We start from the raw sequence: 25,074 nt of genomic DNA, 5'->3' as shown, positions 1-25,074 counted from the left end.
TGATCGGACAGTGCGGCGCCATCCGGCGTCGCAGGACAAGGCCGAACTACGGAGGCATGAAATGAACAAGCAGTGGGCGCAATATTGGATCGGACTCTTCGCCGACGGGACCGACGAGCTCATGACGCTCTACGCCCCCGAATTCCAGTTCGAGGATGTCAATTTCGACCTCCGGATCAACAATGACCTCCCGGCGCTGCGTTCCTTTTTCGAAGGCTTCATCATCGAGAACCCGTCGCTCAGCTACAACAAGTTCGACGTGTTCGACTATGTCGGCGACGACCGCCTCGGATCGTTTCAGTGGACCTGGGAAACCAAGCATGCCGGCGATTTTCTGGGCGTCGATGCCAAGGGCAAGATCACCAAGACCCGCGGCGTGACCGTCATGGGCTGGAACGACGACGGCAAGATCATCCTCGAACGCAGCATCTGGGACGCCATTCCGGTGCTGCAGCAGCTCGATGCGATCCCCCGGTGATTGCCGCCATGACCGATACGAAGGAATATCGCATCGGGTCGCTGGCCGCGGTCGAAGCCGGCGAGCCCGTGCTCACGGAGGCAGGCGGGCAGGACGTCGCGCTCTTCCTGTGCCGCGGCCGGGTGATTGCGACCAACGGCCAGTGCCCGCACGCCGAGGGCCCGCTGCATGAGGGCGACGTCGACGGCACGATCCTGACCTGCCCCTGGCACGGCTGGACGTTCGATCTGGAATCCGGCGCATGTCAGGAAGATGATTCCATCGTCCTCGAACGCTATCCGGTGCGGATCGACGGCGATGACGTCTTTGTCAGCCTATGAACCGGGCTGACGCCTTTCCGGCCGTTTCGGCGGGGCTGATCGAGCAGTTGCGCGAGATCGTCGGCGACGCGGGCCTGCTGACCGGCGGCGAGGTGGCGGGCCGATATCCGGGCTATTTCATGGACCGGATCGGGGCCGATGCGATAGTGCGTCCGCGCACGACCGACGAGGTCGCTGCGATCCTGCGTCTGTGCAGCGCCGCCGGCCAGCCCGTTGTGGTGCACGGCGGCATGTCGGGCTGGGTGCGCGCGACCGAGACGCGGCGCGGCGAAATCGCGCTGTCGCTCGAACGCATGGCTGCGATTGAGACGATCGACCCGGTCAACCGCACCGCGACGGTTCAGGCGGGCGTCATCCTCGAAACGCTCGAAACCGAGCTTGCCGAGCATGGGCTGACCTTTCCGCTCGACCTAGGCGGCAGAGGGTCGTGCCAGCTTGGGGGCAATGCCTCGACCAACGCCGGCGGCATGCGCGTCATCCGCTACGGCATGATGCGCGAACAGGTGCTCGGCGTCGAAGCGGTGCTTGCCGACGGGCGGGTGATCTCGTCGCTCAACCAAATGATCAAGAACAATACGGGCTATGATCTGAAGCAGCTGTTCATCGGGTCCGAAGGAACGCTCGGAGTCATCACCCGGCTCGTTCTTCGCCTTCGCGAGCGCCCGACCAGTTCCAATACCGCGATCGTCTGCGCCGCGAATTTCGACCAGATGGTGAACCTGCTGCGCTTCGTCGACCAAGGGTTCGGCGGGCTGCTGAGCGCGTTCGAGCTGATCGACAACAGCTTTTACCGGGTCAACACCGGCGCCGGCAAACATGCGCCGCCGCTTTCGGCCGACCAGCCCTATTATGCGATCATCGAGATGCTCGGATCGCAGCAGGAACGCGATACCGAGCTTTTCGAGACCGTCCTCGGCGAAGCGGGCGAACGCGGTTACTTCGACGACGCCGTCCTTGCCCGTTCGGAAGCCCAGCGTCAGCAGATCTGGGAAATCCGCGAGGATCTCGAACATGTGGTCCGGGAATTCCAGCCCTTCTACGCCTTCGACGTCTCGCTGCCGGTGGGCAAGATGCAGGATTATATCGCGGCGGTGACCGGCAGGCTCAAAACCCGTTGGCCCGACGGCAAGATCGCCTTCCTCGGTCATATGGGCGACGGCAATCTCCATATCGCGATCGGGGCGGGCGAAGAGGGCGACCGGCACCACGTCGAGGAATGCGTCTATGAGCCGCTTCGGCCGATCGGCGGATCGATCTCTGCCGAACATGGCATCGGGCTTGAGAAGAAGCCCTGGCTCGACGTGTCGCGATCGGCTGGTGAGCGCGGCCTGATGGCCGAAATCAAGCGCCTTCTCGATCCCGGGAATATCCTGAATCCCGGCAAGATCATGGACGTTCGGACATGACCCGGCTTCGTCTCTTGGGCTATCCGGTGAGCAACTATGTCAACGTCGTGCGCGCGGCTCTCCTCGAAAAGGAGCTACCGTTCGAATTCGTTCCGACCCGTGCTTCGCAGGATGCGGCGTTTCGGCAGCTCAGCCCGCTCGGCAAGATTCCGGTCCTCGAAACTGCGGCCGGATGTCTGACCGAGACGGTCGCTATCCTCGACTATCTCGACGATGCCTATCCCGACATTCCGCTGCGCCCCGCCCGTGCATTCGAGCGGGCGCGGGCGCGGCAGATGATCAACATCATCCAGATCTATGTCGAGGCACAGGTGCGCCAGCTCTTTCCTGGCCTGTTCATGGGCGGGGACAATCTGCCGACGACCGAGGCGTCGGTTCGCGCGATGCTCGATCGCGCGACGGCTGCCTTGTCGCAGCTTCTCGTCCCCGAGCCTTTTCTCCTCGGCGAACGCCCCGGGCAGGCGGACCTGTTCGCCTATTATAATCTCGATATCGCCGACCGCGTCACGCGCTTCACCTATCATCGCTCGCTCATCGAAGAGATCGGAGGGCTCGAAGACTGGCTCAAGGCCATGCGTGCCCGGTCCAGCACCCGGCTCGTGATGGCCGAATTCCAATCCAGTTTCGCGACTTATCTGGCGGACCATGGCGCCGCCTATAGCCCAGAAGAATCCCGAAGGTCCCTATCCCATGCGTGACGTCAAGCTGACCGACAAATATACGATCGACGAAGGCACCGTGCTGATGACCGGCACCCATGCGCTCGTGCGCCTGCCCATGCTGCAGAAGGATCGCGACACGCGCGCCGGGCTCGATACGGGCGGCTTCATCTCGGGCTATCGCGGCTCGCCGCTCGGTAGCTACGATCAGGAACTTTGGCGCGCGAAGGATCTGCTCGAGAGCATGGACGTCATGTTCCAGCCGGGGGTCAACGAGGATCTCGCGGCAACGGCGGTCTGGGGAACGCAGATGCTGGCCGGCATTCCCGATGCGACGAAGGACGGCGTCTTTGCCCTTTGGTACGGCAAGGGGCCGGGCGTCGACCGTTCGGGCGACCCGTTCAAGCATGGCAATATGGCAGGCTCGCATCCCAATGGCGGCGTGCTGATCGTTGCCGGCGACGATCATAGCGGCAAGTCGTCGACCGTCGCACACCAGAGCGAAGTGGCGCTGATGCATGCGGGCATGCCGATCCTCGCGCCGTCCGACGTGCAGGACGTGCTCGAATATGGCCTGCTCGGCTGGGCGATGTCCCGCTACACCGGTCTCTTCACCGGCTTCAAGATGTGCAACGAGGTGCTCGAACAGACGATGACGGTCGAGCTGCCGCGGCTCGATAACGGGCCGGTGCTGCCCGAGCGCGGCGTCGCGCCCGCGAACGGCTTCCACAATTTTCCGACCCATCTCGACCGGGTGCAGTCGGAGGTGGTCGCCAAGCGTTTCCGCTGGCCGCTCGTCGAAAAATTCGTGCGTGCGAACGGCATCGACAGGGTGCTGATCGACAATGGCGCGCGAAAGCTCGGCATCGTCGCGACCGGAAAAGCGGTTCAGGATGCGCGCCAGGCGCTGAAGCTTCTCGGCCTTTCCGACATCGACGCGGCGGCGCTCGGCATCTCGCTCTATCAGCTCGGGTGCATGTATCCCGTCGAGCGCGAGGGGCTTGCGGAATTCGCCGACGGGCAGGCCGAACTTCTTTTTATCGAAGAAAAGGACGGCCTGACCGAAGCGCAGGCGAAGGCGATCCTTTACGGTCGCCCCGGCGCTCCCCCGATCGTCGGAAAGACCGACGAAACCGGGGAATTCATGATTCCGAGCGATGAGCAGCTCGATCCCTTGCAGCTTGCGCTCGTCATCGCCGAGCGGCTGCGGCGTCTCGGAAGCGAGCCGGCCGCTATCGCGGAGCGCGTCGCGGCGCTTCGCGACGCGATGACGAAGGTCGCCAGCCAGAAGCCTGGCGACGCCGTGCGCGCGCCCTATTTCTGCTCTGGCTGCCCGCACAACACTGGCACGCGCTTTCCCGAAGGCAGCCTCGCCGGCGGGGGCATCGGGTGTCACGCGATGGCGATGTATTCGGGCCCCGAAATGCTTCCCAACACGCAAATGGGCGGCGAGGGCGCGCATTGGTACAGCCTCGCGCATTTCACCGAGACGCCGCACATCTTCCAGAATATCGGCGACGGCACCTATTATCACTCGGGCCTGTTGGCGATCCGCGGCGCGGTCGCGGCAAAGGTCAACATGACCTACAAGATCCTGTTCAACGATGCGGTGGCGATGACCGGCGGCCAGCCGGTCGACGGACCGCTGACCCCCGGCGACGTCACACGGCAGGTGCTCGCCGAAGGCGTCGAGCGCTGCATCGTCGTCACCGACCGCCCCGACCTCTACGATGCGAACAGCGGCCTTGGCGAAGGCGTCACCGTCCATCATCGCGACGAACTCGATGCGTTGCAGCGCGAGCTTCGCGAGGTGAAGGGCGTCACCGTCATCGTGTATGAACAGACCTGCGCCGCCGAGAAGCGCCGCCGCCGCAAGCGCGGCAAATTTCCCGATCCGGCCAAGCGCATGTTCATCAACAGCGCCGTCTGCGAAGGATGCGGCGACTGCTCGGTCCAGTCGAACTGCGTCAGCGTCTGGCCGAAGGAAACCGAATTCGGCCGCAAGCGCCAGATCGACCAGTCGAACTGCAACAAGGATTACAGCTGCGTCAAAGGCTTCTGCCCGAGTTTCATCACCGTGCTCGACGCCGAACCGCGCAAGCCCAAGGCCTCGGCGCTGGCGGGCGAGGCGCAGACCGACCTTCCCGAGCCTGCACTCGCGCTATTGTCGGACGGCGCGTTCAATATCATGGTGTCGGGGATCGGCGGCACAGGCGTTGTCACCGTCGGCGCCTTGCTCGGCATGGCGGCGCACCTTGAGGGGCTCGCCTGTTCGGTCTTCGACATGACGGGGCTCAGCCAGAAGAATGGCGCGGTCTACAGCCATGTCCGTATCGCCGCCGCGGTGGGCGACCTCGCGGCGCAGAAACTCGGCACCGGTGAGGCGGATCTGGCGCTCGCCTTCGACGTCGTCGCGGCACTGGCCAAGGAACCCGTCGTCACCTTTTCGGCGACGCGGACGACGTCGGTCGTCAACGCGCGCATCACGCCGACCCCGGCCTTTCAGCGCAATCCCGACCTCGTGCTCGACCAGAGCCTGATTGTCGATCGCCTGAAAAAGCTCTCGGCCGGACTGCATGGGGTCGATGCGACCGGGCTGGGGCTTGCGCTGTTCGGCGACACGATCGCCGCCAACCTCTTCATGCTCGGCTATGCGTCGCAGCTCGGGCTGCTTCCGGTTTCGCCCGCTTCGATCGCGCGCGCGGTCGAAATCAACGGGGTCGCCGTCGCCTTCAACCAGTCGGCCTTTGCGCTCGGGCGTCTGCTCGTCGTCGATCCGGCGAAAGTCGATGCCGCGGCCGCCGCTACCCGGACGGTGCCGGAGTTCAAGCCGCTTACCGATCTCGGCGACATCGTCGGGCACCGCACGGCACTGCTCACCGCCTATCAGAATGCGGCCTATGCGGCGCGCTACCGCGCGCTCGTCGACGAAGTCGCGGCGACCGAGGAGCGGGTGCTGCCCGGCAGCACGGCGCTCGCCGTCATGGTCGCGCGCAACTTCGCCAAGCTCATGGCTTACAAGGATGAATATGAGGTCGCGCGCCTTCACGCCGATCCTGCGTTCAAGCGCGAACTCGCCGCGACATTCGAGGATGGTGCGAAGCTTCGTTACAATCTCGCGCCGCCGCTCTTCTCGAAGCGTGATCCCGAGACGGGGCATTTGCTGAAGCGCGAGTTCGGCCCTTGGGTCGGCAAGCTGTTTCCGCTACTCGCCAAGGGCAAGCGGCTGCGCGGTACCGCGCTCGACCCGTTCGGCTATACCGCCGAGCGCAAGATGGAGCGTGCGCTCATCGACGAATATGAAGCACGGCTGCGGGCCATGATTGGGGCACTCACTCCGGCGAACCACAAGTTCGCGGTCGAAGCGGCGAGCCTGCCGGGTCAGATCCGTGGCTATGGCCATGTGAAGGAAGCGGCGGTTGATCGCGTCCGCGCGCTCGAAGCGAGCGTGGTCGAGCGGTTCCGCAACGCCGCGGCGGCCCCCGAAGCGAACAAGGACGACAATCGGGTGGCTCTGACCGCCTGACAATGAGGAGAATGACATGGTCCGGATGCTGATCGGCGGAGAGTTTGTGGAGGGGAGCCGGGCGCTCGACGTCGTCGATCCGTGCACCGGCGCCGTCTTCACCCAGGTTCCCGACGCCGATGCGGCCGACGTCGAACGCGCGGTCGCCGCCGCCAAGGCGGCCTTTCCCGCCTGGCGCGATCTGGCCCCCGGCGCGCGCGGCGACGTTCTGCGCGCGATGGCCGCGAAGGTCGTGGACAATGCCGAAGAGCTTTGCGCGTTGCTTGTCCAGGAAACCGGACGGCCGATGGGGCTCGCGCAGTTCGAAATCCTGCATCTGGCGACCGGCTATCTAAACTATTACGCGGGGCTCGAGGTCCAGCCCGAACTGATCGTCGAGGACGATACCCGCCGCGTCGAGCTGCACCGCAAGGCTCTGGGCGTGGTGGGCGCGATCGTGCCGTGGAACGCCCCCGTCTTCATCGCCGCCAACAAGATCGCGCCCGCCCTCGCCGCCGGCAACACGATTGTCGTCAAGACGGCGCCGACGACGCCGCTCACGACGCTTCGCCTCGGCGAACTCTGGGCCGAGGTCGTGCCGCCCGGCGTGGTCAACATCCTGTCGGGCGGCAACGACCCCGGCGCCCTGCTCGTCGCGCACGAGGATGTCGCAAAGATCACCTTCACCGGATCGACCGAGACAGGGCGCAAGATCATGGCATCGGCGGCGCCGACGCTGAAGCGCGTGACGCTCGAACTGGGCGGCAACGACGCCGCGATCGTACTGCCCGACGCCGATGTCGCGGCGATCGCGCCCGCCATCTTTGCCTTCGCCTTCTTCAATTCGGGTCAGGTCTGCGCCATTATCAAGCGGCTCTATGTCCACGACAGCCTCTATGACGCGATGTGCGACGCGATGGCGGGCCTCGCGTCGTCGGCCAAGCTGGCGCCGGGAAGCGACGCCGCGGCCGAGTTCGGGCCGGTGCAGAACAAGGCGCAATATGAAAAAGTGCTCCATTATCTGGTCGAAGCGCGCAAGGCGGGCCGGATCGTCGCGGGCGGCGAGGTCGCCGGCGGACCCGGCTATTTCGTGCCGCTGACGGTGGTGCGCGACGTGGCCGATGGCTCGGCGATCGTCGATGAGGAGCCGTTCGGGCCGATCCTGCCGATCATTCGCTACAGCGATGTCGACGACGTGGTGGCCCGCGCCAACGCCTCGCCCTTCGCGCTCGGCGGTTCGGTGTGGGGCAGCGATGTCGCCGCTGCGACCGCCGTTGCCGCCCGGCTGGAGAGCGGGAGCGTCTGGGTGAACCAGCATTGCGCGCTCGATCCGCAGGTGCCGTTCCCGGCGCACAAGCAATCGGGGTTCGGGGTCGAGGGCGGAGTCGAGGGCCTCTATCCCTATCTGGCGCTCCAGACGATCAACGTCGCAAAGCCGGTGTCCGCGGCGTGACCGGCCTCTTCGACCTTGCGGGGAAAACCGCCGTGGTCACCGGCGGCGCGAAGGGTGTCGGGGCGATGATCAGTCGATCGCTAGTCGCGGCCGGCGCGCGCGTGCTGATCATTGCCCGGCCGGGTGCGGAGAACCGGGCCTTCGCCGAAACGCTGAACGGCGACGGGAAATGCCAGCTGCTCGAACATGATCTCGCGACCAGCGCAGGCGTTGCCGCCGCGGTGGCGGATGTCGGCCGCGCGACGGACGCGTTGCATATCCTGGTCAACAACGCCGGCACCTTCACGGCTGCGGCCGTCGACGAAATCACGCCCGAGCAATGGGATCGCGAACTGGCCGTCAATCTGCGGACGCCCTTCTTCCTCATTCAGGGCCTTCTCCCGCAGCTTTCGGCGGCCTCACAAGAGGGGGATCCGGCCCGCGTGATCAATATCGGATCGATTGCCGCGCTGTGGGCGAAGAGCAGCAGCGCCTACGCCTACAGTGCCGCCAAGGGCGGGCTCCACCAACTCACGCGCGCGCTGGCATCGGACCTGACCCGCAAAGGCATCAACGTGAATGTAGTGGCGCCCGGCTTTTTCCCCAGCGACATGACCGACGGATTCTTCACCGCCGTCCCCGGGCTCAAGGACCAGATGATCGAGGGTATTCCGGCCGGGCGCCTCGGCCGCGAGACGGATATCGGCGGGGCTGTCGTGTTTCTGGCGTCAGAGGCGGGCTCCTATGTGTCGGGGGCGATCATCCCCGTCGAAGGCGCTCTATGGTCGGCGTAAGCACCGTCGCCCTGATCGAGCGACGTCCCGACATCTCGCGCTCGCTCTTCACACGCTACTGGCGCGATGTTCATGGGGTCATGGCCGCAAGGATTCCGGGGTTCGACAGCTACACGCAGCATCATGTGACCCCGCTCGATGCGGCGTCCGAGCCTTTCGAGGGGATTGCGATCGTCACCTATCGCTCGGAGGACGACCGTGCAGGCCTCATTCACAGCGAGGTGACCCGACATATCCATCGCGACGAGCAGAATGTTTTCCGCCGGGCGCTTCTCTACAATCTGGGCGAGGGAGCTTCGCGCCGGATCAGCGGCAACGCGGATGCCGGGGGACAGACGATGTTTATCGTCATCGACGCGGGTGCCGACGTCGACGCCGATCTCGCGGCGCTTGGCGAGGCGCACGCATATCTGGCGGTCTACGACCTGACGGGCGGCGATCCTGCGGGGTGGAATCAGACCGATGCGAGCGGCAGGGTTTTCGCCGCCTTGCTGCACGGAATCTGGCCGGACAGGGACAGCGCGATTGCGGCGGCGGGGAAGCTCGACGCATCGGCCTATCTGCTCGACGAGCGACATGTGATGGTCGAGGACGGCAGACCGACGCCGGTCGGACTGCGCGGCCTCGACGCGGTGAAGACGATCGAAGAAGCCGGAGCCGACAACCAGTTGAGCGACGCAGTGGTGAGGGCGGTTTACGGAATAGCGGACGCCTCATGACCCTGCCGGGCGAGTTCGGCGGAAAGAGCTTCCTGCTCGCCAGCGCGGCGATCGGCCTGTCGGCCGGCATGACGGCGACCCTCTTTTACAGCCTCGGCAGCTTCATTCCATCGCTCGAGGCCGAATTCGGCTGGAGCCGCGGCGACATATCGCTCGCGGTGACGCTGATGACCCTTGCCGTGTTCGTGTCCGGCTCGGCTGCCGGGCGGCTCTGCGACCGGTACGGCGCCGCCAACGTCGGCGCGGCAAGCTTGGTCGCCTATGCACTGGGCGTGATCCTTCTCGTCGCCACGGCGGGAAGCATCCATCTCTTTTGGGCGCTCTACACCGTCATCGCGCTTCTCGGTGTCGGCTCAACACCGATCGTGCTTGTCCGGCCCATCGCCGCAGCATTCGAAAAGCAACGGGGTCTGGCCCTCGGCATTGCGCTCACCGGCGCGGGACTTGCGGGTTTCTGGGTTCCGCAGCTGGTGGCCGGGGTCACCGAAGCGGCAGGCTGGCGCGCAGCCTATCTTGCGCTCGCCGCAATTGCGATCGTCGCGGCCCCGATCGTCCGGTTTGGGTTCAGCAGTGTGCCGCAGGGCCGACCTGCGAGTGCGTCCGATGTCCGGCCGGCCGGCATGACGGCGAGGGAAGCGCGCAGCACCGGGCGCTTCTGGTTGCTCACCGTCATTTCCTTCGCGATGGCCGCCGGGCTTGGCGGGGTCGTGGTCCACCTCGTGCCGCTGTTCCGTGACTTGGGAGCCGACCCTATGCAAGCGGCCGCGACCGCCTCGCTGGTGGGACTGTCCAGCGTAGTCGGGCGGCTAGGAATCGGCGTACTCCTCGACCGCTTCCCGGCCGCAATCGTCTCTCTCGCGGTCCTTGTTCTCGCGGCCGTCGGAATCGGCCTCCTGTTGGTGGATGGCCTCGCGATGGGAACCGTCGCGGCCATCTTGCTCGGCATGGCGGCCGGCGCCGAAATCGACCTCCTGGCTTATCTGACCGCTTTGCATTTCGGGCAGCGCCAATATGGCGCGATTTACGGCTGGCAATATAGCGTCTTCGCGCTCGGCTACGGGCTCAGTCCCTTCGCGATGGGGAAGATGCGTGATGCGAGCGGTAATTACGACGCTGCGCTGACGGCGAGCGCGTTGCTGGTCGGCTTGGCGGCGCTGCTCATGCTGGGTCTTTGGCGTGAACGACGGCCGGCGGGCGGTTGCCGGGAGGAGTAGCCCATGCCATCACCCGCGGGATGAGACGAAACGAACCCGTCCGCGAGCGGCTGGGCCAAGGAGTCGCTGGATGATTACGCTCGGCGGTCCCGGCTGGCTGGCGCTTGCCATCTTGTGCGAAGTACTTGCGACGTCGTTCCTGAAGATGGCTGACGGATTCACGCGTCCCCTCCCTTCGGCGGTCGTCATCCTCGGTTATGCTGTCGCCTTTTACTGCCTTTCGATGGCGTTGCGCACCATTCCGGTCGGCATTGCCTACGCCATTTGGTGCGGCATTGGCATCGTCCTCGTGACGGCGATCGCGTGGTTCGTCTACGATCAGAAGCTCGATGGCTGGGCGCTCACGGCGATCGGGCTCATTCTGGTCGGAACGTTGATGCTCAATATGCGGTCCCCCGCGAGCAGCTAGAATCCCCGCTCGGCGTTAGGGTCGGAATGCGGTCGGCATGGGGCTGTTTGCGATCGCTGCCTCGATATTGGCCACCGCCATCGCGAAGAGTGCGCCAAGATTTTCCTGCGTGTGCGAGATTTCGTGATTGGTCAGAAGCTGGTCCGGGAGGCCGCGAAGCGGGCTGTCTGCCGGCAAAGGCTCGGTGACGAAGACGTCGAGCGCAATCGTTCCGAGGTGAGCGATCACTTCGGGGTCGGCGAGGGCGTTCTCCTCGACGATCGCGCCGCGCGAGAGATTGATGAGGATGGCCCCCGGCTTCATGGCGAGCAGCTTCGCGCGGGACAGCAATTTGTCGGTTTCGGGCGTGAGCGGCAGCAGCGGCAGGACAATGTCGCTCTGCGCGACGAGCCTGTCGAGATCGCACTGTTCGAAAGCCAGCGAGGGAGGGACCTGCGAGCGATTGCAGAGCAATATGCGTGTCTCCCATCCTTGCAGACGTTCAATAAGCGCCTTGGCGATATTGCCGTGGCCGATGATCCCGACGGTCTTGCCCTTGAGCATTCGCGCGCGCGGCGGTCCCACGCGAACCTCATCGCGGCGAAGCCGTTCCTCTGCCTCGCGGAGCCGGTAGAGCGAAGTCAGCATGAACAGCATCGCAGCTTCGGCGACCGATTCAAAATTCTCAGCGACTCGGCCGTTGGCAAAGGCGATTCCGCGGCTGTGCGCCGCCTCGACGTCGATGCCCTCATAGCCCAGCGACGGCGTGATTATCGTCTTGAGGCCCAAGGCCGCATCCATGTCTGCTCCGCTGCATGGAACTCCGAAGGAAACGAATATCTCGGTATCGATCCATCCCGGCGCTCCGGTTGGCGCAGCCAGCCCGAGCAGCAAGTCGATCTGGGCCTCTTCCGAAATAACTGCGGATGCGAGCTTCTCCAAGAAAGCCTGCGCGCTGGCTGGTCCGGCGATAAGGATCTTCGGGCGCTTCATCTGACGGTCGTTCCCCGCTGTTCATGCAAGGCAATCAGCCGAAGCGCAGTCCGAAAGGCAAGGGCCGGAGAGGATTTTGGCACGATCTGGCAAGGCCTGTCGCGTTTAGATAGCGAAATTCAAAGGTCAGCTTAGCATGATCCAGTTCCGCAAAGCGGTCAGGCCGCTACCGGCCAATGTTTAAAATCTAACGCTTGCGGCCACGGCGAGGGCGCGCGCGAAATGCTCCTCGGCGATCATGGGATCGGCACCCAAGCTCCGGACCGGCGGGCGGCAAGCGTGCCGATGTGCCCGTCGCACTTTGCGTCGAGCCGTTCGGGAATGCGCGAGTGGGAGGCCGCAAGTATCATGTCGGAGACCTTCTCGCCGATCATCATGGCAGGCGCAGCGGTGTTGCCGCCGATCAGTGTCGGCATGATCGAAGCATCGGCTACGCGCAGGCCCTCGACGCCGCGAACGCGGAGCTCGGGGTCGACGACCGATTCCGCGTCGGGGCCCATTCGGCAGGTGCCGGCGCAGTGCAATCCCATCACCGCGGTCTCCCGCATGTAGCGGGTGAGTGCTTCATCGCTGACGACATCGGCGCCAGGCTCGAGTTCGGCGCCGCCGCCCATTTGCCGCATCACTGCACGCGCGACCTTGATGCCGGCAAGGAGGGTACGCACATCGGACGCCTCGCTCAGCACCCCCGTGGCAATATGCGGCTTGTCGGTGACGCGGGGACTTGCGAGCGAGACGCGGCCGCGGCTGTCAGGGCGCAGCAGGTGCGTCATCACCTGATAGCTGTGCCCGGCGCCGGCGAGCTTGCCCGGCGGTTTATGTGCGGGCCAGAATATCAGCTGGACGTCGGGCCTGTTCAGCGCCGCATCGGTACGCAGGAAGGCGCCAGCATAAGCGAGATTGCTCGCGAGCAGTCCGCGGCGGAACAAGAGATATTCCAACGGGGCCCAAGTAAGTTTCCCCGCCGAGCGGAGCGACAAGCCGTAGCTGGTGCGGCCGGGATCGTCGTGCCGAACCACGATATTGACGTGATCCTGATAGTTGGCGCCGACGCCGGGACTATGGCGGACAGAAGCGATGCCGAGGGCCGAGAGCGCACCGCCGTCGCCAATCCCCGACCGAAGCAACAGCGCGGGCGATCCGATCGTGCCGCTCGAGACGATGACTTCGCGCCGCGCGGTTATGGTCGCTGGGCGCCCCTCCTGCAGTCCGTCGACGCCGGTGCAGCGCCCCTCGGCAATCCGGAGACGTGATGCGTGGAACCCAGGAATGATGGTGAGGTTCCGGCGTTTGCGCACCGGGGCGATGTAGGCGCTGGCCGACGAGACCCGCCGACCGTTCTTCTGGAACAGCTGGCGGATGCCGGCGCCTTCCTGGCTCTCGCCGTTGAAATCGGGCGTAGGTGGGATCCCGCAGGCCTCGGCAGCGGCGACGAAACGCCTCGCCAGATCGTGAATGTGGGTCGGGTTGCTGACGGTGACGGGGCCGCCTGTGCCGTGAAACGGGGAGTCCTGAAACACGACATTATTTTCGGCACGCCGGAAGTAGGGGAGGACCTCGTCATAGCCCCACCCCGTGTTGCCGAGCGCGGCCCAGCCGTCATAGTCGCTCGGGTGACCGCGCATATAGACAGTGCCGTTGATCGACGACGTTCCGCCGAGCACCTTGCCCTGCGGAAAGGGGATGCGGCGATCCGCCGTCGCGGGCTCGGGCAGGGTCTCATAGCCCCAGTTGTGGATCCCGAGCTGCGAGAGGATCATGAAGGCAAGGGGAACCCTGATCGCGGGATTGCTGTCCATCGGTCCCGCCTCGAGAAGGCAGACGCGGTTGGCGGGGTTGGCGCTCAGCCGGTTCGCGACGACGCAGCCGGCGGCGCCGCCGCCTACGACGACATAGTCGAATTCGGTACAGTCGATCTGCATGTCCGATCCCCTAATGACGCGCGCTGTCGGGGAGATCGGCTTCCTCCGGGAATTCCGGATAGCGCCCGAGCAAGAGGAGGATCGGGCCGCCGATCGCGAACAGGACCGCCGAGATGAGGAAGCTCGTATCGTAGCTGCCGGTAAGATCGTAGAGATAGGCGAAGGCCATGGGCCCGACCCCACCGACGACGGCGACCGCCGCATAGAGCCATGCATAGGAACGGGCGAAATTGCGCACTCCAAAATAGCGCGAGGAGAGCAGCGCGAGCAGATCGAGCTCGGCGCCGCCGGCCATGCCGACGAGCGCAGCGGCGAGGATCGCGCCGCCGAGGCTCGGGTCCGACATCAGGATGAGGCAGCCGATGGCGGGCGGGGTGAGAAAGATCGCGCCGATCGCCGGCGCCCAGAAACGGTCGACCAGCCAGCCCACGGCAAGCCGGCCCCCTACCAGCGCCACGGCGAAGGCGCTCTGGGCGAGCGCGGCATTTTCGGGCGCATGGCCGTCGTCGGTCAGCGAGGGGATGAGGTTGGGGATGATGCCGCAGATCCCGAGATAGAGGCAGATGATCGATACAAGGAGCAGCCAGTAGCGGTAGGAGCCGAATACATCGCGCATCGAGCCCGCGGGGACGGCGTTCGGCGTCGCGGCGCGGGTAGCGGGCGCGTTTTCGCGGGGCCTGAAGAGGAGGAAGGCGAGCGGCAGTGCGACGAACAGCGGGATGGCGGCGAGGGTAAGATAGCCCGCCTGCCAACCGTAATTCTCGATGACCCAGACCAGAAGCGGCGGCAGGACGAACCCTGAAATGCCTGTGCCCGAAAGTGCGATCGCAAGCGCAAGGCCGCGATTTTTGTTGAATTCGCCGGTGATCGCGCGCGTCCAGGTGATGAAGCCCGCGCCGGCGCCAAGCAGCGCGGCGAGCGAATAGGATAGGTAGAAGAAGGCGAGGGTGGTGGACATCGAGGCAAGGATGAAACCGAACGCGGTGCCGACGAGTCCGGCAAGCGCGATGCGCCGCGCGCCGAAGCGCTCGATGAGCATCGCCGCGAAGATCGCACCGACCGCGCTCAGGCCCTGGCCGAACACGATCGAGGCCTGGACTGCGGTGCGGCTCCAGCCAAGCTCGTCACCGAGCGGTTTGACGAACGGCCCGATCGAATAGGTGGCAACTCCGGCCATGCAGAAGCCGCAGCCTGCGATGCAGGCGATGAGCATCTTCCAGTTTCTAGCAAATTCTCCGCTTTCGCCGCCCGTCGTGGCCAGGGCGGCATCATAGGCGGCGGTTCTCGTCAGGCTCATGCGCTGCAACCTCTCCCGAAATGTCTCTTCCCGTCTCGGCGGGATCACCGGGACAATCTGACAAGATAAAATCCATTTGTCTACAAGGTATCGATTGTTGCGTAAGTCCGGCGGGTTAAAGCCATGTGGCCGTCTCTTCTGTCTCCGGGGCCGACCAATCAAACGGCGCCAATTCGACACTGCCCCTTGCCAATAATATCGATATATGGAAATTTAATGCATTAAATCTTAAAAATGCAGATAGAGAAGGAGGGAGAGATGGAGCCGTTCGACATGGCGGGCAAGGTGGTGCTCGTGACCGGTGGTGCCCGCGGGCAGGGGGCCGCGGAAGCACGGTTATTCGCGAAATATGGTGCGAAGGTTGTCATCGCAGACTTGGCGGAGGCCGAGGCGGGGGCGCTGGCGGCAACGCTGCCGGACGCGCTCGCCTTGCCGCTCGACATCGCCGACGAATCGCAGTGGCAGCAAGCGATGGCTCGGCTGCTCGACCGCTATGGGCGTCTCGATGTCCTGATCAACAATGCGGCAATCGTCCATTACGGGATGATCGAGACGATGCCGCTCGACGAGTTCATGAACGTGATGGCGATCAACACGGCCGGCACGTTTCTGGGCATGAAAACCGCGCTACCGGCGCTTTCCGAACAACGCGGCGCAATCATCAACATATCATCGATATCGGGTCTCACCGGGCGGGTAAATCATTCGGCCTATCTGGCGAGCAAATGGGCGGTACGCGGATTGAGCAAGGCGGCGGCGCTCGAATTTGCGGACAAGGGAATCCGGGTCAACACGATCGTGCCCGGGCTCATCGCAACCGAAATGTCGCGCATCGCCCATGGCGAGGAGGCGCTACGGCAGCGCGGCGCCGGTCTGCCCGTCGGCCGTACAGGCGAACCCGACGATATTGCATGGCTCGCACTCTATCTTGCTTCGCCACTCAGCGGCTTTTGCACCGGCGCCGAATTCGTCTGCGATGGCGGGGAAACCGCGGGAATGCGCCCGGTCGGCGAATGGTCGAAAAGTGGATAATATCACATGTTGATAATAAAACATCATGTATTGACATAAAATCCAGTCTTCCACATAAAGTCGATATTCCGACGATATCTGGATTGCATCGCTGCGTGATGGATTTGGCGGACGATACCGGCTCGAAAGCGCGCCGGCCGGCACGCGGGACCGGGCAGAAAACATGCCCGGCGCTGCGTGCAGGCTGGCAGGCGAACGAGACAAAAAGCGGTGCGGACATAAACGTCGCCAAGCGCGATAAAAGGAGAGGGAGCATGACGATGGCCACCAAATTACGCCTGGGTTCCGCATGCGCGATTGCCGCGCTCGTGGCGCTGCCGATGACGGCAGCCGCGCAGGACACCCCGGCGCCCGCGACCGAAGCGGCTGCCGCAGAAGAGACCGAAGCGCAGCCTGCGGAAGCTTCGGGCCGCATGTCGGCCTCCGATGCGATGATGGGCGAGATCGTCGTCACCGGCACGAAGAAGTCGGTCGGCGAGAAGCTCCAGGATGTTCCGGCATCGATCACGGCGCTCGGCGGCGATCAGCTCGAGGCGCTCCAGTTCCGTTCGCTCGAGAGCCTCACCTATGCGGTTCCCAACGTCCAGCTCGACCAGCTCGGCACGTTCAAGGCGGTCGCCAACTTCACCATTCGCGGCCTCGGCGTGAATAGCTCGACCCCGTCGGTCGATCCCGCTGTCGGCACTTTCGTCGACGGGGTCTACCTCGGGATCAACTTCGGCGTCGTGGTCGACACCTTCGATATCGACTCGATCGAGATCATGCGCGGGCCGCAGGGCGTCCTGTTCGGTCGCAACGTGACGGGCGGCGCCGTCTCGATCCGTACCGCGCGGCCTGATGGCACCTTCCGGGCCCGCGCACGCATCAACTATGAAACGCGCGAAAACTATACCTATGCCGGGTCGATCGAAGGCACGCTCGTCGAGGACAAGCTGTTCGCCAAGCTCACCGGCTACTACAATGACGACAACGGCTATTTCTATAACCGTACCTATGGCCGCCACACGGGCAAGACCGACACCTGGTTTCTGCGCCCGACCCTCGTGTTCAAGCCGGTCGATACGGTCGAGCTGACTCTAATCGGCGAGACCTTCAAGCTGACCGGCGAGGGCCCGGTACCGCGCAACCCGGCCTATGCGCCGCCCTTCCAGACGACCGCCGACGAGATCGGCCTGTCCTATCTTCGCGCCAATTCGATCACCTCGGAGTCGGTGATCGAAGTGGGGCCGGGCGACGGCCGGATCACGAACATCGCCAACTACCGCGAGATCAAGCAGCGCAACCGCTTCGACCTCGACGCGCAGCAGGCCGATGTCAGCATCGTCGAAAATTACCTCGAACAATATCAGATCAGCAACGAGCTTCGCTATTCGGCGCGCTTCTGGGACCGGGTCGATTTCGTGACCGGCCTCTATCTGTTCAAGCAGCATATGCTCTACATCGAGCGCGATACGAACAAGCCGCTCGCGACGCCGATTATCGAAGGTGGCGGGCAGACCGACCAGAAGTCGGTCGGCGTCTTCGTGAACGCGGACATCAACCTGACGGACAGCCTCATCCTCGGGATCGGCGGCCGCTATTCGCACGACGAGAAGGAAGCCGATCTCAACTTCCGCCGCGCGATCCCGCAGCCGTGCCAAGTCGCGACCGAGGATTGCACCTCCTTCCCCGACTATAGCGGCAAGGTGAGCTTCGACAGCTTCATCCCCAAGATCGGCATCAAATATTACATCGATCCCGACGTCCAGATCTACGGCAGCTACACCAAGGGCTATCGTTCGGGCGGCTATAATCTCAAGGCGCAAAGCCTCGGCGCGGCGGAGCCGTTCGGCGACGAGACGACCAACAGCTTCGAAGTCGGCCTAAAGTCCGACCTGTTCGACCGGCGCGTCCGCTTCAACATCGCCGCTTTCTACAACAAGGCGAAAGATCTGCAGCGCCAGGGCACCTTCAACCTGCCCACCGGTCCGCTCTCGCTCGTCGGCAACGGAGCCAACGCCACAATCAAGGGCATCGAGGGCGATCTCACCGTGAAAGTCGCCGATGGTTTCGTTCTCAACGGAACGCTCGGCATCACCGACGGCAAATATACGAAGGTCACCGCCGATCTCAACGGCGACGGGCAGATCAACGATGGCGATCTCAACCTCAAGCTGCCGCGCCTTGCGCCGGTGACCTACGGTTTTGGCGCCTACTATGACACGTCGATCAACGGCTTCGGCTCGGTCGGCGCCCAAGTGACCTTCAACCACCGCGATGCAAGCTGGTTCAACGATCCCAACACCGGGCGTCTGCCCGCGTTCGACGATCTCTCGGCCAATCTCTCGGTCCAGCCCGACTTCCTCGAGGGCTTGAAACTCAGCGTCTACGCCAAGAACCTCCTCAATGAGGAGAATACCGGCAATAACTCGCCGCTGCCGGCCTTCCAGGGCGGCGGGGCCATCTGGTTCCCGACCCGCGGCCGCATCTACGGCGTCGAGCTCGACATGAAGTTCTAAGGAGCCTCGGGCCGCGCGCCTCCTTCGGGCGCGCGGCCTCCTTTCGCACATATCGAACGGGGCAATGGCAGATCATCCCAATCACTTCGCGATCGGCGGCGACCTCGTCGTCCACCGGATCGGCTTCGGCGCAGCGCGCCTTCATGGCAAGGCGACGTGGGGGGAGCCCGCCGATCCGGAAGCCGCAAGGGCGGTGCTTCGCCGCGCTGCCGAGCTCGGCGTCAACTTCATCGACACCGCGGAAGCTTATGGGCCGCACCATAGCGAACGGCTGATCGCCGACGCGTTGTCGCCATTCGCCGACGACATGGTGATTGCGACCAAATGCGGCATGCGGCGGAGCTGGCCCGAGGGGGTGGCGCATCCCCTCATTCATCCCGAAGGGGGCCGGGCTGCCATCCGCGCATCGCTGGACGGCAGTCTCGCGCGGCTTCGGCTCGACCGCATCGAGCTCTACCAGCTCCATCGCCTCGATCCCGAGATGCCGCTGGAGACGACGATCGAGGCGCTCGCGGAACTTCGCGACGAAGGGCGCGTGCGCCATCTGGGATTGTCGGAGGTCACGGTCGAGGAAATCAAGCGTGCGCGCCAAGTCGCGCCAATTGCCACCGTGCAGAACCGCTACAGCCTGACCGATCGCGACCATGAGGATGTTCTCGCCTATTGCGAGGCCGAGGGGATCGCATTCATTCCATGGTATCCGCTCGGCGCCGGATCGCTGACGGCAGCGGACGGGCCGCTTGCGCCTGTTGCCGCGCGTCACGGGGCGAGCCCGGGACAGGTGGCGCTCGCATGGCTCCTCGCGCGCTCCCCGGTCATTCTCGCCATTCCCGGCACGACGTCGATCGCCCACCTCGAGCAGAATTGCGCCGCGACCAATCTGCACCTAGCTCCTTCCGATCTGCGCGAAGTCGAACAACTCGCTGCCTGACGTTAATCGGCGCGGGATTCCGGGTCGTCAATGGAACTTGCACCTTTTTTATAAATATGCATATTTGTTAGAAACATTGATTACGTGCGAATGTGCGACAAGAGGAGAGAAGACATGGATTTGGGTATCTGGGCGACCTGGTATGATCTCGACGAGGGCGACGAAGCCGAGTTCCTCGCATGGGCGCATGCCGAATATCTGCCGTTTCTGCAGCAGCAGCCGGGGATCGCCTGGGTTGCGCATTACGCCAACGACGGCGGCGGCGCGACGATGAAGGAACTCCAGACCAATCCGTCGCGGCGTGGCGGCGAGGAGCTGCCTAACGGCTGCCAGTTCGTGCTGCTGGTCGGCGCGCCCTCGAGCTACAGCTTCTTCAACCCCTGGGTGCTCGACATGGCGCTGCCAGAAGGCTTCGCCGAGAAACTCGCGCTTCGGCGGCGCAGCCGGAGCGAGATCTACGCCGAGGAGGCGCGCGTCGACGGCAACGCCGTCGAGCATCGCCAATGGGGCTCGACGCTTGCTCCGGCGATCCAGTTCGGCACCTACAACATGCGCACGCAGGAAGCCGAAACCATGCTCGGTCGCTGGTATTCGCAGCAGCGCCTGCCGCTGATGAGCCGGATGGACGCCTGCGTCCGCACCCGCAAGCTCATGTCCAGCGTCGGCTGGGCCAAGCACGGCATTCTTTATGAATTCTCCTCGCTCGAGGCGCGCATGAAGGAACATGAGGAGCCGCATGAATCCAAGACGCTCGATCCCGATGCATGGACGGGACAGATCGCCGACAATGCTGCTTATCCGCCGGGCTCACCGTTCGTTGGCCAGCGCATCTGGCCGCCGGTCGCCTGAATTGCGTACAAGATACTTCCCCTTGTTCAATCGCAAGGAAGTCAATATGGGAGAACAAATCGATTTTATCGCGAGGTATAGGTGACGGATACTCAATCTGCGTCGGGCAGTCTTACCGAAGCCGCGTATCAGACGCTGCGTTCGGACATTCTCTCGTGCCGGCTGCGGCCGGGCACGCGGGTAAAGATCTCCGCTCTTTGCGAGCGTGTCGACGCCAATCTCAGCGCGGTGCGCGAGGCGCTTGCGCGCCTGCTCGCCGACGGCCTCGTCGTGTCCGAACCGCAGAAGGGTTTCCAGATCGCACCGATTTCGGTGAAGGATCTCAACGATCTCGCCTTCGCACGCACCGAGGTCGAACTTCTCTGCCTGCGCTGCGCGCTCCGCCACGGCGGGATCGAATGGGAGTCGCGCCTCGTCGCCGCCTTCCACCGGTTGTCGCGCACGAGCGAACATACCGAAGATGATGATCATGAGCTCAACGAGACCTATTTGAAGGCGGCGGAGGAATATTTCGAGGCGATGATGAGCGCCTGCGACAATGAGTGGCTGCTCCGCCTCCGCCGACAGACCTATGTCCAATATGAGCGTTACCGCCGGTTGACGGTGGTCGGCACCATGGGCCGGCGCAATCTCCACAAGGAGTTTCGCGAGCTGATGGATGCCGTCCTCGCGGGCGACGCGGAACTCGCCGAAAAGCGACTCCGTGCCATGATCACGCCGAGCCGAGAGTTCGTCGAGAGCCTCGAGGAAGCGGTCGCTGCGCCGGCGAAGAAAGCGTCACCTGCGCCGAAGCGCCGGTCTCCGCGTTCGAAAGCGGCCTGACCCGCAAGGGCGGATGATGCAGCCGTGAAATTCACTTACGCAGCGGCTCCGCATCACATCATCTTCGGCCAGGGCGCGGTGCGGCAAACGGCTGCGGAGGCCGCACGGCTTGGCGGCCAGCGACCCTTCCTCGTTTCGACCGCGGGGCAGATGCCGAAGGCGGCCGCGCTGCTTTTCGAGATCGACTTTGCGGGGCGGTTCGAAGGTGCGGCGATGCACACGCCCGTCGACGTCAGCGCGCACGCGCTTGCCCGCCTCGAAAGCGTCGGCGGCGACCTGATCGTCAGTTTCGGGGGCGGATCGGCAACGGGTCTCGGCAAGGCGCTCGCGGTTCGAACGGGGCTGCCGCTGATTGCAATCGGCACCACCTATGGCGGATCGGAAATGACGGCGCTCCTTGGCGAGACGAGCGACGGCGTCAAGGCGACCCGCCGCGATCCGCGCGCGCTGCCGGCGGCAGCCATCTATGATGTCGATCTCACGCTGAGCCTGTCGCCCGCGACCTCGGCGGCAAGCGGGATCAACGCGATCGCCCATGCGGTCGAGGCCAGCTATGCGAGCGACGGCAATCCGATCGTTTCGGCGATCGCCGTCGACGCGATCGCCGCGCTTGCGGGCTCGCTGCGCCGCGTCGTCGCCGATCCCCGCGATGTTGCGGCGCGAAGCGAGGCGCTGCGCGGAGCCTGCGAGGCGGGGCTGTGTCTCAACGGCGTGAGCATGGGGCTCCACCACAAGCTGTGCCACATGCTCGGCGGGGCTTTCGACCTGCCGCATGCGGAGACGCATGCGATCGTTCTCGCGCATGCGATGGCGTATAATGCGCCAGCGGTGCAGCCCGCCTACGCGGCAATCGGTGCGGCGCTCGGCGGCGATGCCGTGCAAATCCTCGATCGCCTCGCGCGTGACATCGCGCCCATGACCTCGCTCGCGGCGCTCGGCATGCCGGAGGAGGGTATCGACCGGGCGGTCGAGCTTGTCATGTCGAAGCCATATCCGAACCCGGTTCCCCTCGACGAGGCCCGCATTCGCGGTCTCATCCGCCGCGCCTGGGCGGGCGAGGCACCGGCAGCCGTCTAGCGTGACGGCGCCTCGAGCAGGGTCACCACACAGGCCGCTTCCTCGACGCCGTGAAAGCCGCCGCCATTCTCCGCCAGCCCGATCCGCGCGCCCTCGACCTGTCGTTCGCCGGCTTCGCCGCGCAGCTGGGTCACGAGTTCGCAAATCTGCATCGCTCCGGTGGCGCCGATCGGATGGCCCTTCGAAAGCAAACCGCCCGACACATTGATCGGCTGAGCGCTGCCGATACGGCTCTTTCCGCTCTCGGCATGGGGTCCGCCGTCGCCATAGTCGCACAGGCCAAGATGCTCGGACTGGATGATCTCTGCAATGGCCGTGGCATCGTGGATTTCGGCAAGCGATACGGCATCGGGGCCGATCCCCGCCATGGCGTAGCAGCGCTCGGCCGCCGTCCGCGTCAAATGGCCGCGATAGTCTTCTGGAGCCCTGTCGCTTCCGCTCGATGCGCCCAGGCCCGCGATCCGGACCGCGCGAGTTGATCCAAGGCGCGCTGCGAGCCGGTCCGAGACGAGCAGGAGAGCGGCGGCGCCGTCGCTCATCGGTGCGCACATCGACCGGGTCAGCGGCCAGGCGACCGGCCGGTCCGCGAGCACTTCCTCGACGCTCATCGGAAAGCGATACTGGGCGAGGGGATTGGCCTGCGAATGACCGTGGTTTTTCGATGCGACCACCGCGATCTGGCGCTCGGTCGTGCCGAAGGTCTTCATGTGAAGCCGCGCCTGCGCCGCGTAAATCTCCATGAAGATCGAGCGCTCGCCTTCGGTCTCGACCATATCTTCGGTCACCGCGCTGCGAAGAAGGCCGTCGAGATGTTGTTCCATCAGATCGCGGTCGGTGCTGCCAAGAAAGGCTTCGAACATCGCGGCGCGCTTCTCGGGAAAGACCATCTTCTCGGCGCCGATGACCAGCGCACTGTCGTAGAGCCCCGCCGCGATCGCGGCATAGGCCTGGATGAGACCCGAGCTCGAACTCGCGCATGCATTGTCCGTATTGAAGATGGGGATGCGCTCGAAGCCCGCCGCGCGAAGCGCGACCTGGCCGCGGATCCCGTGCTGCCCTTCAAGTACGCCCTGCCGCGTGTTGCAGAACCATGCGGCCTCGACTTGCCCGGGCTCGGCGCCCGCGTCGGCGAGTGCCGCCGTCACGGCGGCGGCGGTGAGCGACTTGACGGTCGCGGCGGGGTGTTTCCCGGTCGCGGTCATCCCGGCGCCGGCAATGAAGACGCTCATTGCATCCGCAGCCCGCCGTTGATGTCGAGCGTCGATCCGGTCACGAACCCCGCATCGACGGAGGCAAGGTAGCGAACCGCCGCCGCGATCTCGCCGGGGCGGCCGATCCGTCCGGCGGGGAGCATGGCAAGATTGGCGAAGCCCTTGTCGCCTTCGCCCTTTCCGCGGGCCTCCGCCAGCATCGGCGTGTCGATCGGGCCGGGCGCGATGGAGTTCACCGTGATGCCGAGCGGGGCAAGATCGCGCGCCGCACCCTTCGTCAGGCTGAGGACCGCACCTTTCGACGCGATATAGCCGGCGTTCGCCTGATACCCCCCAAGTTGCCCCGCTGCAGAGGCGACGGTGATGATCCGGCCGTCGGTGACGGGCGTTTCACGGCGGCGTCGGGCCATCTCGCGCAGGCACAGGAAGGTGCCGCGGGTGTTGATCGCGAAGAGCTTTTCCCAGCGCGGCAGGTCGAAATCGGCAAGGCTCGGGCGCGCCTCGTCGACGGCCTGCCCGATATAACCCGCGAAGGTCACAAGCACCGCGACAGGGCCGAGCGCGCTCTCGGCGGCATCGAAGGCCTCGGCGACCGATGCTTCGTCGCTGACATCGATCGCGACACCGATATGCGGTCCGCCGGGAAGCGCTGCCGCGGCTTCCTCGGCCGCCGTGGCGGAAAGATCGGCGATCGCGACATTCGCACCTTCCTCGGCGAGTGCCATGGCCGACGCAAAACCGAGGCTGCCGGCGCCTCCGGTGACGAGGACGGTACGTTTCATGCTGTTTCTCCTGGAAGCACGGGTGGCCAGAGACGTTCGCCGACAAACGGCGACCTCGGCGCGTAGATGGCGTTGGCGGTGTTGCGGCCGGTGGGCGTGCCCGGCTGAAGGGTCTGCGCCTCGAGCGGTTCCTCATGGTTTTTAAGGCGCGCCTCGAGCGACTCGAATTCATAGAGGACGCCATGTTTCGGCCAGCCGGCGACGCTCACCATCTTGCGTACGCGCACGCACCCGGGCTGCTGCGCCATCGCGGGAAAGCGGCTCTGGGTGTTGAACTGTCCGAGATAGAATTCGGCCTCGACATTGCGCATGCGGTAGGTTCCGAACTGGATCGCCGGCGCTGATGTCTGGCCCGTCGAACGGCTGGCGCCCGACGCCCCGTCGACCCGTGCTTCCTCGGTGAAGAACTCGTGGCGAACCTCGCGCCGGTGCGCGAGCATCGCTTCGAAGCCATCCGGCAGCGCGAGTTCGAGGACATAGGGGTTCCAGAAGACATGAACCGTCGGCGCGCCGACGAGCAAAATATAGTCGCCGCCCTGCGGCATCGGCTCGTCCGCATGCGGCGCGCGGCGCATCAACTCCTGCATGGCGGGGCCGCCGCCGGTGTTTCTGTAGTGGGCGATCCAGGCAATCCCGGGCACCTGCTTCAGCCAGGGAATATAGGCGGCGTGAACCCAGGCGAGATATTCGGCTTCATGCGCGGGGTCGACGTCGTACCAGGTCGACCAGAGTCCGGTGTCCATCG

21 protein-coding genes and 1 pseudogene are annotated in these 25,074 nt (G+C 64.7%); 16 read left to right on the top strand and 6 right to left on the bottom strand.

Annotation, left to right across the window (positions count from 1 at the left end; genetic code table 11):
- Positions 1 to 61: 61 nt before the first annotated feature.
- The 10 genes from VFG17_RS17900 to VFG17_RS17855 all read left to right on the top strand — a co-directional run bounded on the left by VFG17_RS17900 (position 62) and on the right by VFG17_RS17855 (position 10,936).
- Positions 62 to 478 (top strand): ester cyclase, encoded by a 417-nt coding sequence (locus tag VFG17_RS17900; RefSeq protein WP_325030720.1) that lies wholly within the window; start codon positions 62 to 64, stop codon positions 476 to 478.
- Between the two features lie 8 nt (positions 479 to 486).
- A complete protein-coding gene (locus tag VFG17_RS17895) occupies positions 487 to 798 on the top strand; it encodes a Rieske (2Fe-2S) protein (protein ID WP_325030719.1) in 312 nt (103 codons plus the stop codon).
- Positions 795 to 2,204, top strand: a complete 1,410-nt coding sequence (locus VFG17_RS17890) for an FAD-binding oxidoreductase (protein ID WP_325030718.1) — start codon at positions 795 to 797, stop codon at positions 2,202 to 2,204. Before VFG17_RS17895 ends, VFG17_RS17890 begins: the two co-directional genes overlap by 4 nt.
- On the top strand, positions 2,201 to 2,902 hold the full coding sequence (locus VFG17_RS17885) for a glutathione S-transferase family protein (protein WP_325030717.1): 702 nt from the start codon (positions 2,201 to 2,203) through the stop codon (positions 2,900 to 2,902). Before VFG17_RS17890 ends, VFG17_RS17885 begins: the two co-directional genes overlap by 4 nt.
- Positions 2,895 to 6,389 (top strand): indolepyruvate ferredoxin oxidoreductase family protein, encoded by a 3,495-nt coding sequence (locus VFG17_RS17880; RefSeq protein WP_325030716.1) that lies wholly within the window; start codon positions 2,895 to 2,897, stop codon positions 6,387 to 6,389. Before VFG17_RS17885 ends, VFG17_RS17880 begins: the two co-directional genes overlap by 8 nt.
- A gap of 16 nt (positions 6,390 to 6,405) precedes the next feature.
- Positions 6,406 to 7,821 (top strand): aldehyde dehydrogenase family protein, encoded by a 1,416-nt coding sequence (locus VFG17_RS17875; protein WP_325030715.1) that lies wholly within the window; start codon positions 6,406 to 6,408, stop codon positions 7,819 to 7,821.
- Complete coding sequence (locus VFG17_RS17870; RefSeq protein WP_325030714.1) at positions 7,818 to 8,594, top strand: SDR family oxidoreductase; 777 nt, start codon at positions 7,818 to 7,820, stop codon at positions 8,592 to 8,594. Before VFG17_RS17875 ends, VFG17_RS17870 begins: the two co-directional genes overlap by 4 nt.
- Positions 8,582 to 9,313 carry an EthD domain-containing protein gene (locus VFG17_RS17865; RefSeq protein WP_325030713.1) on the top strand — a complete coding sequence of 244 codons (732 nt, stop codon included), beginning with the start codon at positions 8,582 to 8,584 and terminating at the stop codon, positions 9,311 to 9,313. Before VFG17_RS17870 ends, VFG17_RS17865 begins: the two co-directional genes overlap by 13 nt.
- On the top strand, positions 9,310 to 10,527 hold the full coding sequence (locus VFG17_RS17860; protein WP_325030712.1) for an MFS transporter: 1,218 nt from the start codon (positions 9,310 to 9,312) through the stop codon (positions 10,525 to 10,527). Before VFG17_RS17865 ends, VFG17_RS17860 begins: the two co-directional genes overlap by 4 nt.
- Positions 10,528 to 10,597: 70 nt before the next feature.
- The gene (locus tag VFG17_RS17855; RefSeq protein ID WP_325030711.1) at positions 10,598 to 10,936 is read left to right on the top strand and encodes a multidrug efflux SMR transporter; all 339 of its coding nucleotides are present in this window, start codon (positions 10,598 to 10,600) and stop codon (positions 10,934 to 10,936) included.
- Between the two features lie 15 nt (positions 10,937 to 10,951).
- Here VFG17_RS17855 and VFG17_RS17850 read toward each other — a convergent pair whose 3' ends face one another.
- From VFG17_RS17850 to VFG17_RS17840, 3 genes and pseudogenes are all read right to left on the bottom strand, one after another.
- Positions 10,952 to 11,908, bottom strand: a complete 957-nt coding sequence (locus tag VFG17_RS17850; RefSeq protein WP_325030710.1) for an NAD(P)-dependent oxidoreductase — start codon at positions 11,906 to 11,908, stop codon at positions 10,952 to 10,954.
- A 377-nt stretch (positions 11,909 to 12,285) separates the two neighbouring features.
- A pseudogene (locus VFG17_RS17845) lies at positions 12,286 to 13,830 on the bottom strand (GMC family oxidoreductase); the annotation flags it as partial.
- Positions 13,831 to 13,840: 10 nt separating this feature from the next.
- On the bottom strand, positions 13,841 to 15,127 hold the full coding sequence (locus VFG17_RS17840; protein WP_325030708.1) for an MFS transporter: 1,287 nt from the start codon (positions 15,125 to 15,127) through the stop codon (positions 13,841 to 13,843).
- 258 nt (positions 15,128 to 15,385) lie between these two features.
- Here VFG17_RS17840 and VFG17_RS17835 point away from each other — a divergent pair, with 258 nt between their 5' ends.
- The 6 genes from VFG17_RS17835 to VFG17_RS17810 all read left to right on the top strand — a co-directional run bounded on the left by VFG17_RS17835 (position 15,386) and on the right by VFG17_RS17810 (position 22,336).
- A complete protein-coding gene (locus VFG17_RS17835; protein WP_325030707.1) occupies positions 15,386 to 16,159 on the top strand; it encodes an SDR family NAD(P)-dependent oxidoreductase in 774 nt (257 codons plus the stop codon).
- 254 nt (positions 16,160 to 16,413) lie between these two features.
- Positions 16,414 to 18,657 (top strand): TonB-dependent receptor, encoded by a 2,244-nt coding sequence (locus tag VFG17_RS17830; protein WP_325030706.1) that lies wholly within the window; start codon positions 16,414 to 16,416, stop codon positions 18,655 to 18,657.
- A 64-nt stretch (positions 18,658 to 18,721) separates the two neighbouring features.
- Positions 18,722 to 19,588 (top strand): aldo/keto reductase, encoded by an 867-nt coding sequence (locus VFG17_RS17825; RefSeq protein ID WP_325030705.1) that lies wholly within the window; start codon positions 18,722 to 18,724, stop codon positions 19,586 to 19,588.
- Positions 19,589 to 19,702: 114 nt separating this feature from the next.
- Entirely contained in the window at positions 19,703 to 20,437 is a 735-nt protein-coding gene (locus VFG17_RS17820) for a hypothetical protein (protein WP_325030704.1), read from the top strand.
- 81 nt (positions 20,438 to 20,518) lie between these two features.
- Complete coding sequence (locus tag VFG17_RS17815; protein ID WP_325030703.1) at positions 20,519 to 21,259, top strand: GntR family transcriptional regulator; 741 nt, start codon at positions 20,519 to 20,521, stop codon at positions 21,257 to 21,259.
- Between the two features lie 24 nt (positions 21,260 to 21,283).
- Entirely contained in the window at positions 21,284 to 22,336 is a 1,053-nt protein-coding gene (locus VFG17_RS17810) for a maleylacetate reductase (RefSeq protein WP_325030702.1), read from the top strand.
- Here VFG17_RS17810 and VFG17_RS17805 read toward each other — a convergent pair.
- Genes VFG17_RS17805 through VFG17_RS17795 form a run of 3 tightly spaced genes read right to left on the bottom strand, consistent with a single transcriptional unit; the run spans position 22,333 to position 25,072 of the window.
- Complete coding sequence (locus VFG17_RS17805) at positions 22,333 to 23,565, bottom strand: thiolase family protein (protein WP_325030701.1); 1,233 nt, start codon at positions 23,563 to 23,565, stop codon at positions 22,333 to 22,335. The genes VFG17_RS17810 and VFG17_RS17805 overlap by 4 nt on opposite strands.
- Positions 23,562 to 24,329 carry an SDR family NAD(P)-dependent oxidoreductase gene (locus VFG17_RS17800; protein WP_325030700.1) on the bottom strand — a complete coding sequence of 256 codons (768 nt, stop codon included), beginning with the start codon at positions 24,327 to 24,329 and terminating at the stop codon, positions 23,562 to 23,564. Before VFG17_RS17800 ends, VFG17_RS17805 begins: the two co-directional genes overlap by 4 nt.
- The gene (locus tag VFG17_RS17795) at positions 24,326 to 25,072 is read right to left on the bottom strand and encodes a hypothetical protein (RefSeq protein ID WP_325030699.1); all 747 of its coding nucleotides are present in this window, start codon (positions 25,070 to 25,072) and stop codon (positions 24,326 to 24,328) included. The genes VFG17_RS17800 and VFG17_RS17795 overlap by 4 nt, the downstream gene beginning before the upstream one ends.
- Positions 25,073 to 25,074: the final 2 nt, after the last annotated feature.

This window comes from Sphingopyxis sp. (genome assembly GCF_035686825.1).
Taxonomy (GTDB): Bacteria; Pseudomonadota; Alphaproteobacteria; order Sphingomonadales; family Sphingomonadaceae; genus Sphingopyxis.
Note: the sequence above shows the minus strand (reverse complement) of the source record. Positions and strands in the feature narration are given on the sequence as shown.

Bases quoted from the DNA above. Each gene is read 5' to 3' on its own strand.
- VFG17_RS17900 (WP_325030720.1), top strand. From the start codon at position 62: ATGAACAAGCAGTGGGCGCAATATTGGATCGGACTCTTCGCCGACGGG.
- VFG17_RS17895 (WP_325030719.1), top strand. From the start codon at position 487: ATGACCGATACGAAGGAATATCGCATCGGGTCGCTGGCCGCGGTCGAA.
- VFG17_RS17890 (WP_325030718.1), top strand. From the start codon at position 795: ATGAACCGGGCTGACGCCTTTCCGGCCGTTTCGGCGGGGCTGATCGAG.
- VFG17_RS17885 (WP_325030717.1), top strand. From the start codon at position 2,201: ATGACCCGGCTTCGTCTCTTGGGCTATCCGGTGAGCAACTATGTCAAC.
- VFG17_RS17880 (WP_325030716.1), top strand. From the start codon at position 2,895: ATGCGTGACGTCAAGCTGACCGACAAATATACGATCGACGAAGGCACC.
- VFG17_RS17875 (WP_325030715.1), top strand. From the start codon at position 6,406: ATGGTCCGGATGCTGATCGGCGGAGAGTTTGTGGAGGGGAGCCGGGCG.
- VFG17_RS17865 (WP_325030713.1), top strand. From the start codon at position 8,582: ATGGTCGGCGTAAGCACCGTCGCCCTGATCGAGCGACGTCCCGACATC.
- VFG17_RS17860 (WP_325030712.1), top strand. From the start codon at position 9,310: ATGACCCTGCCGGGCGAGTTCGGCGGAAAGAGCTTCCTGCTCGCCAGC.
- VFG17_RS17855 (WP_325030711.1), top strand. From the start codon at position 10,598: ATGATTACGCTCGGCGGTCCCGGCTGGCTGGCGCTTGCCATCTTGTGC.
- VFG17_RS17850 (WP_325030710.1), bottom strand. From the start codon at position 11,908: ATGAAGCGCCCGAAGATCCTTATCGCCGGACCAGCCAGCGCGCAGGCT.
- VFG17_RS17840 (WP_325030708.1), bottom strand. From the start codon at position 15,127: ATGAGCCTGACGAGAACCGCCGCCTATGATGCCGCCCTGGCCACGACG.
- VFG17_RS17835 (WP_325030707.1), top strand. From the start codon at position 15,386: ATGGAGCCGTTCGACATGGCGGGCAAGGTGGTGCTCGTGACCGGTGGT.
- VFG17_RS17830 (WP_325030706.1), top strand. From the start codon at position 16,414: ATGACGATGGCCACCAAATTACGCCTGGGTTCCGCATGCGCGATTGCC.
- VFG17_RS17825 (WP_325030705.1), top strand. From the start codon at position 18,722: ATGGCAGATCATCCCAATCACTTCGCGATCGGCGGCGACCTCGTCGTC.
- VFG17_RS17820 (WP_325030704.1), top strand. From the start codon at position 19,703: ATGGATTTGGGTATCTGGGCGACCTGGTATGATCTCGACGAGGGCGAC.
- VFG17_RS17805 (WP_325030701.1), bottom strand. From the start codon at position 23,565: ATGAGCGTCTTCATTGCCGGCGCCGGGATGACCGCGACCGGGAAACAC.
- VFG17_RS17800 (WP_325030700.1), bottom strand. From the start codon at position 24,329: ATGAAACGTACCGTCCTCGTCACCGGAGGCGCCGGCAGCCTCGGTTTT.
- VFG17_RS17795 (WP_325030699.1), bottom strand. From the start codon at position 25,072: ATGGACACCGGACTCTGGTCGACCTGGTACGACGTCGACCCCGCGCAT.